The sequence below is a fragment of the Staphylococcus sp. EG-SA-2 genome, assembly GCF_017152085.1.
Genome location: NZ_JACYHC010001336.1, coordinates 1 through 590, shown reverse-complemented (window position 1 = coordinate 590; position 590 = coordinate 1). Strand labels below are relative to the sequence as shown.

Below are 590 nucleotides of genomic sequence, written 5' to 3'. Positions count from 1 at the left end.
CGATTGGTAGAGGTGAAAATGAATTAGTTGATCCAACAGTTGTAAAAGATAATATTGCTCCTGGTGAAAATGATATTAAACAAAGTAAATATCATCAACATGCTATACAAATATTAGAAGGTTTAGGCGGTCAAGAGAATATTGTTAATTTAACCAATTGTGCAACAAGGTTGCGTCTAGAGTTAAAAGACACATCTATTATTGATCAACAGAAGATTAAAAACGCCGGTGCAGTTGGTGTTACTGTTAATGGCAAACATTCAACTCAAGTTATTGTCGGTACACACGTACAGCAGGTTGCTGATGAAATTGAAAAACATTTATAAAATTTAAACAGCTAAAGCGCAAATCTAACTTCAATAGGGTTTGCGCTTTTTTTAGTCAAATAGTAGAATGATTTATATCTGAATTTTCAGAAATGGAGTGGGGATTGTGAAGAAAATTTTATTTGATGTTGATGGCATTTTTTTAAGTGAAGAACGTTGTTTCGATGTCTCTGCATTAACGGTATATGAATTATTAATGGATAAGTGTTATTTAGGTCTTCATTCACATATAGATTGGGAAACTTTGACTGATAACGATATACA

1 protein-coding gene and 1 pseudogene are annotated in these 590 nt (G+C 32.0%); both read left to right on the top strand.

All coding sequences use genetic code 11. The annotated features are described in order from the left end of the window. The coding region (locus IDG60_RS21265) for a PTS sugar transporter subunit IIB (protein WP_206161172.1) at positions 1-326 on the top strand (326 nt) is incomplete at its 5' end. Positions 327-432: 106 nt separating this feature from the next. After that, positions 433-590, top strand: a pseudogene (locus tag IDG60_RS21260) (HAD family hydrolase); the annotation flags it as partial.